The sequence below is a fragment of the Mesorhizobium sp. M4A.F.Ca.ET.050.02.1.1 genome (assembly GCF_003997725.1).
Taxonomy (GTDB): domain Bacteria; phylum Pseudomonadota; class Alphaproteobacteria; order Rhizobiales; family Rhizobiaceae; genus Mesorhizobium.
Genome location: NZ_RZSG01000419.1, coordinates 1 through 4,550, shown reverse-complemented (window position 1 = coordinate 4,550; position 4,550 = coordinate 1). Strand labels below are relative to the sequence as shown.

Below are 4,550 nucleotides of genomic sequence, written 5' to 3'. Positions count from 1 at the left end.
AGGCCGAGCGCGGCTATCGCGCAGCGCTGGCCGAAGTCAGGCTGTCGGCGATCGTGGCTGACTATGTCAGCGAGGCCGATCCGCGCTCGGTCGCGGCGGGCTGCGCCTTCGTCGCCCGCTATCAGCGGCCGCAGAAGGTTCATCCAAACCAAGTTCCCCAAGCAAAGAGTGGAAGGTAAGAACTATGAAACAGAGGCTGCAATTCTTCGCCAAGGCGCCTGAAATCATGAAGGCGGTGTCGGCGCTCAACAAGGCGGTCGACGAATGCGGGCTGGAGGTTAGCCTGCTGCATCTGATCAAGCTGCGCGCCTCGCAGATCAACGGCTGCTCCTTCTGCGTCGACATGCACAGCCGCGAGGCGCGGCAGGACGGCGAGACCGAGCAGCGGCTCTATCTCATCGCTGCCTGGAAGGAATCGCCGCTGTTTTCCGAGCGCGAGCGCGCCGCGCTGGCCTGGACCGAAGCGGTGACGAAGATCGCCAACAACGGCGTCTCGGACGAACTTTATGCCCGCACGCTGGTGCATTTCTCCGAAGAGGAACTGGTCAAGCTGTCGGTCGCGATCGGCATGATCAACACCTGGAACCGGCTTTGCGTTCCGTTCCAGGCCATTCACCCAACGCCGGCCGCCAAGGCTGCGTGAGCGATCGACCCAGCGCGCGGGCCGGACCTCGGCCCCGCGCCTTTTTGGCGCGAGATCAATCACATGTTTGCAAATTTTCAAAACGAGATTCTGCTTGCCGCGCGACTGCTGGTTGGCGGCGCCTTTGTTCGCCGGCTTGCGCAATATCCTGAACAGGGCCTTCCTGACCCAGTTGATGACGGAGCGCGGCGTGCCTCAGGCGGGGCTGGCGCTGTGGCTCGGCATCGTCGTGCAGGTCGTCGCCGGCGGCCTGATTGTGGCGGGCGTCTGGATCGCGCTTGCTGCTGCTTGGCTTATCCTGTTCCTGGTCGTCGCAACGGTCATGTTCGACAATTTCTGGGATCATCAGGGCCCGGAGCGAGCGGCACGAATCAACGGCTTTGTCGCCAATATTGCGCTTTCCGGAGGGTTTCTGGCGCTGATGGCGCAGCCGCTTTGAACTGACAACTTGACGCTTCCGGTCGTCGAGTGCCCATTAATCGCTCTGTCGCGATTGTGCTGTACCTTGACCCAGTTCGCCCGTTGGAGCGCGCATGGAGCAAAACTGGACCGGTTTCTGGGCGAGCGTTTCGCAGGCCTTTCATCAGGCGCTGTCGCCGTTTCGCGCGACCGCTGAATCGATCGGCTATTCCCCCACCGACATGCAGATATGGTGCTTCCTGTGTGCCCTCTTCGTGCTGGCGCTGGTTGTCCCGCACAGCTATGGCGATATCGTACTCAGGCGGCGACGCGCCTATGCCATCGGCAAGGTGGTTGGCATTGACACGTCCGGCGATTCCCCAAGCACGCCGACCATCGAATTCGCCGATCGCCAGGGGCGTAGCTGGCGTTTCGACTCGAACCTACCGATCAATAGCGTGACCGGTTCGATCGGAGCTTCGGTCGAGGTGATCTACGATCCACTCAATCCGAAGCGGGCACGGGAAGTGGGGCGACCGATCATGAAGGCGATCCACGTCGCCGTCTGGTACCTGATCGCGGCCGGGCTGATGGCATTCGCTTTCTGGCCCAGCCTGATTTCCGACTAAACATTTTCGTACGACCGCCGGCGGTCTTGGGCAGCAGTTCAAGCAGCGTATCGCAGACCGCCATCGCAGGTCAGCACCTGGCCGGTCATGAAGCCGTTGCAGACAAGGAAGGCGATCGCGTCGGCGACGTCCTCGGCGCGGCCGATGCGGCCGACAGGCGTCTTGCCGGCATATTCGGCAAAGACCGCTTGCCGCTGTTCGCCCGGCAGAAAATCCCACCAGGGCGTATCGATGACGCCGGGCGCCACGACATTGACGCGTAACGGCTTCAACTCGACCGCCAGGATCGGTGCCACTGTCAGAAGCATGCCATTGATGGCGCCTATGCCAGCAATGCCGGGGGCGGCGAGTTGCGCCGATACCGCCGAAATGAAGGTAACCGATCCAGCTTTGCTCAGCGTCGGCAGGGCTGCCTGCAGGCAAGACAATTGCGGGCGGATTTTCTCGTCGACGCCACTGCCGATGTCGGCGAGATCGAGAGTCGCGAACGGCCCAAGCCCCTTGCCGCCGCTTGCGGCCAGGACGAGGTGATCGAACGGTCCGAGGCTATCGAAGAAATGGCGGACGTCACCCGGCCTGGTCGCATCGAAGGAGGCCTTGCCGACGGTGCCGCCAAGGGTCTTCCAGGCGTTCTTGAGCTTGTCTTCATTGCGGCCCGTGATCGTCACTTTCATGCCGGGGCCAACCAGCTTGCGCGCCGTGGCAAGGCCGATGCCGGACGAGCCGCCGATAATGACGCAATGTTCGATTTTCTCACTCATGACTGTTGTTCCTGGTTGGGCCTGAGGCGCGCTCGATCAGGTCGAGGCTAAGGCTCAGCAACTGCCGGCGCGCCTTTTCGTCGTAGGCCTGTGCGTCGGCGCGGGATTCGCGCTGGCCGTCGAAATAGAGACCGCTGCGTCCCTTGAGCGCCGGCGAAGCGGCGAGGTGAGGATGGCGTCGGCGCCGGTCTCGACCGAGCTCCACGGCGTGACGCCTGCTTGCCGGACCATGGTGGTGTCCATGTAGCTTGCCGGATGCAGGGCGTTTACGGTGACGCCGCTGCCTTTCAGCTCTCCGGCCAGATCGACGGTGAACAGGATCTGTGCCAACTTGCTCTGGCAGTAGGCACGCACGCCGCTGTAGCCGTGGGTCAGCATGATGTCGTCGAAGTCGATCGCTTGCTGGCCGGCCGAGGCGACATTGACGATCCGCGCCGGCGCGCTCGCCTTGAGCAGCGGCAAAAGCTCCGAGGTCAGCAGGAAGGCGGCGAGATAGTTGACGGCGAAACGCAGTTCGTAACCGTCGGCGCTGACCTGTCTTTTCGCGCCTCCGCCGGCGGTGCCGACGCCGGCATTGTTGATCAGGATGTCGAGCCGCGTTGTCCTGGCGCGCACGGCTTCGGCGAGGCGCCTGACCTCGGCAAGCGAGGAGAGATCGGCGACGAGAAGCTCGGCCTTGCCGCCGGCGGCTTCAATGGCAGCGACGACTGCCTTGCCGCGCATCGCGTCGCGGCCATGCACCAGGATATGCGCGCCGCTCGCGCCGAGCTTCTCGGCCACGACGCGGCCGACGCCGTCGGTTGATCCGGTGATGAGGACGGTCTTGTCCTTCAGGTCCATGTTCAGAGCCTCCATGTTTCGCTCTGAACGCAAGATGGGGCGCGGCGCGCATCCCAAACAGTTCAAACTTTATCCTGGTATCAATACTGCTATAATAAGTCCCATGGACGCGATCCCCCATTCGTCAGAAGACAGCCGCCGGCGCGAGCTTGGCGCCTTCCTGCGCTCGCGCCGGGAAAGGCTTTCGCCCGAGACCGCCGGCATCGCTTGCGGCGCGCGGCGGCGCACGCCAGGGCTGAGACGCGAGGAAGTGGCGATGATCGCCGGCGTCGGCACGACCTGGTACACCTGGCTGGAACAGGGCAGGGACGTTCGCCCCTCGGTCGAAGTGCTGACGGCGCTCTCGGAGGCGTTGCGCCTTGACGCCGTCGAGAAGCGGCATCTGTTCATCCTTGCCGGCCGCCAGCAGCAGGAGCGCCGCGAGGCGGCGCCCGAAAAGGTCGACGGCCCGCTGCTGCACATGCTGCAAAGCCTCGTCCTGCAGCCGGCCTATGTCGTCGGCCGGCGCTGGGATGTGCTGGCCTGGAACCCAGCGGCGGTGGCAGTGTTCGGGGATTATGGCCTGCTGGAGGGCGATACCCGCAACATTGTCCACATGGTGTTCGCCAGCCCGCACCACCGCCGCCTGCTGGTCGACTGGGAAGAACTCGCCCGCGTGGTGCTCGCATCGTTTCGCGCGGAAAGCGCCAAATATGTCGGCGACCCGGACTTCGACCGGCTGATCGCGCTGATGATGCGTTCAAGTCCCGAGTTCCGCGACTGGTGGCCGCAGCGTGATGTGGCGCGGAGATTGTCAGGGGTGAAGCATGTCAGGCACCCGAGCGCCGGCGCCATGACATTCGAGCATATGAGCCTTTCGATCGACGACGGTTCCGACATGCGGCTGATCGTCTACACGCCGCTTGCCGAGCAGAATTCGATCGCCAAATTGCAGAAGCTGCTCGACGCGCTGCCGGCCGATCGGCGCAGCGCCTGACGCCATCTACACTTTCAGCCCTTCGGCTTCAGCCCGTCGATGAACAATTGCTCGAGGAAGCGCGCGGCGTCCTCGAAGCGGCCGTCGCCGCCGCGGTCGGCGCCAAGCACGGCGCGGACTTGGACGTCGAAATCGGCATAGTGCTGCGTCGTTGCCCAGATCGAGAAGATCAGGTGCCAAGGGTCGGTGCGAGCGATCTTGCCGGCGCGCATCCAGCCCTTGATGACGGCCGCCTTCTCGTCGACCAGCGTTTTCAGCTCGCCTTCCAGCAGCGGCATGATGCGCGGCGCGCCCTGCAGGAT

At 63.9% G+C, this 4,550-nt stretch carries 5 protein-coding genes and 2 pseudogenes; 4 read left to right on the top strand and 3 right to left on the bottom strand.

Annotation, left to right across the window (positions count from 1 at the left end; translation table 11 throughout):
- Positions 1-184: 184 nt before the first annotated feature.
- The 3 genes and pseudogenes from EOA33_RS23270 to EOA33_RS23260 all read left to right on the top strand — a co-directional run bounded on the left by EOA33_RS23270 (position 185) and on the right by EOA33_RS23260 (position 1,671).
- The gene (locus EOA33_RS23270; protein WP_127406693.1) at positions 185-643 is read left to right on the top strand and encodes a carboxymuconolactone decarboxylase family protein; all 459 of its coding nucleotides are present in this window, start codon (positions 185-187) and stop codon (positions 641-643) included.
- A gap of 63 nt (positions 644-706) precedes the next feature.
- Positions 707-1,082: pseudogene (locus EOA33_RS23265) on the top strand (DoxX family protein).
- Positions 1,083-1,176: 94 nt separating this feature from the next.
- The gene (locus EOA33_RS23260; protein WP_127400284.1) at positions 1,177-1,671 is read left to right on the top strand and encodes a DUF3592 domain-containing protein; all 495 of its coding nucleotides are present in this window, start codon (positions 1,177-1,179) and stop codon (positions 1,669-1,671) included.
- Positions 1,672-1,709: 38 nt separating this feature from the next.
- Here EOA33_RS23260 and EOA33_RS23255 read toward each other — a convergent pair whose 3' ends face one another.
- Together EOA33_RS23255 and EOA33_RS23250 are read right to left on the bottom strand one after the other, a co-directional pair.
- Positions 1,710-2,432, bottom strand: a complete 723-nt coding sequence (locus tag EOA33_RS23255) for an SDR family oxidoreductase (protein WP_127406692.1) — start codon at positions 2,430-2,432, stop codon at positions 1,710-1,712.
- Positions 2,425-3,272 (bottom strand): annotated as a pseudogene (locus EOA33_RS23250) (SDR family NAD(P)-dependent oxidoreductase). The gene EOA33_RS23255 and the pseudogene EOA33_RS23250 overlap by 8 nt, the downstream one beginning before the upstream one ends.
- A 103-nt stretch (positions 3,273-3,375) precedes the next feature.
- Here EOA33_RS23250 and EOA33_RS23245 point away from each other — a divergent pair.
- Positions 3,376-4,248, top strand: a complete 873-nt coding sequence (locus EOA33_RS23245; RefSeq protein ID WP_127406691.1) for a helix-turn-helix transcriptional regulator — start codon at positions 3,376-3,378, stop codon at positions 4,246-4,248.
- Between the two features lie 14 nt (positions 4,249-4,262).
- On the opposite strand, the gene EOA33_RS23240 is transcribed toward EOA33_RS23245, so the two are convergent.
- Positions 4,263-4,550: TetR family transcriptional regulator C-terminal domain-containing protein (locus EOA33_RS23240; protein ID WP_190234345.1), on the bottom strand; the 288-nt coding region annotated here is incomplete at its 5' end.

Bases quoted from the DNA above. Each gene is read 5' to 3' on its own strand.
- EOA33_RS23260 (WP_127400284.1), top strand. From the start codon at position 1,177: ATGGAGCAAAACTGGACCGGTTTCTGGGCGAGCGTTTCGCAGGCCTTT.
- EOA33_RS23245 (WP_127406691.1), top strand. From the start codon at position 3,376: ATGGACGCGATCCCCCATTCGTCAGAAGACAGCCGCCGGCGCGAGCTT.
- EOA33_RS23255 (WP_127406692.1), bottom strand. From the start codon at position 2,432: ATGAGTGAGAAAATCGAACATTGCGTCATTATCGGCGGCTCGTCCGGC.
- EOA33_RS23270 (WP_127406693.1), top strand. From the start codon at position 185: ATGAAACAGAGGCTGCAATTCTTCGCCAAGGCGCCTGAAATCATGAAG.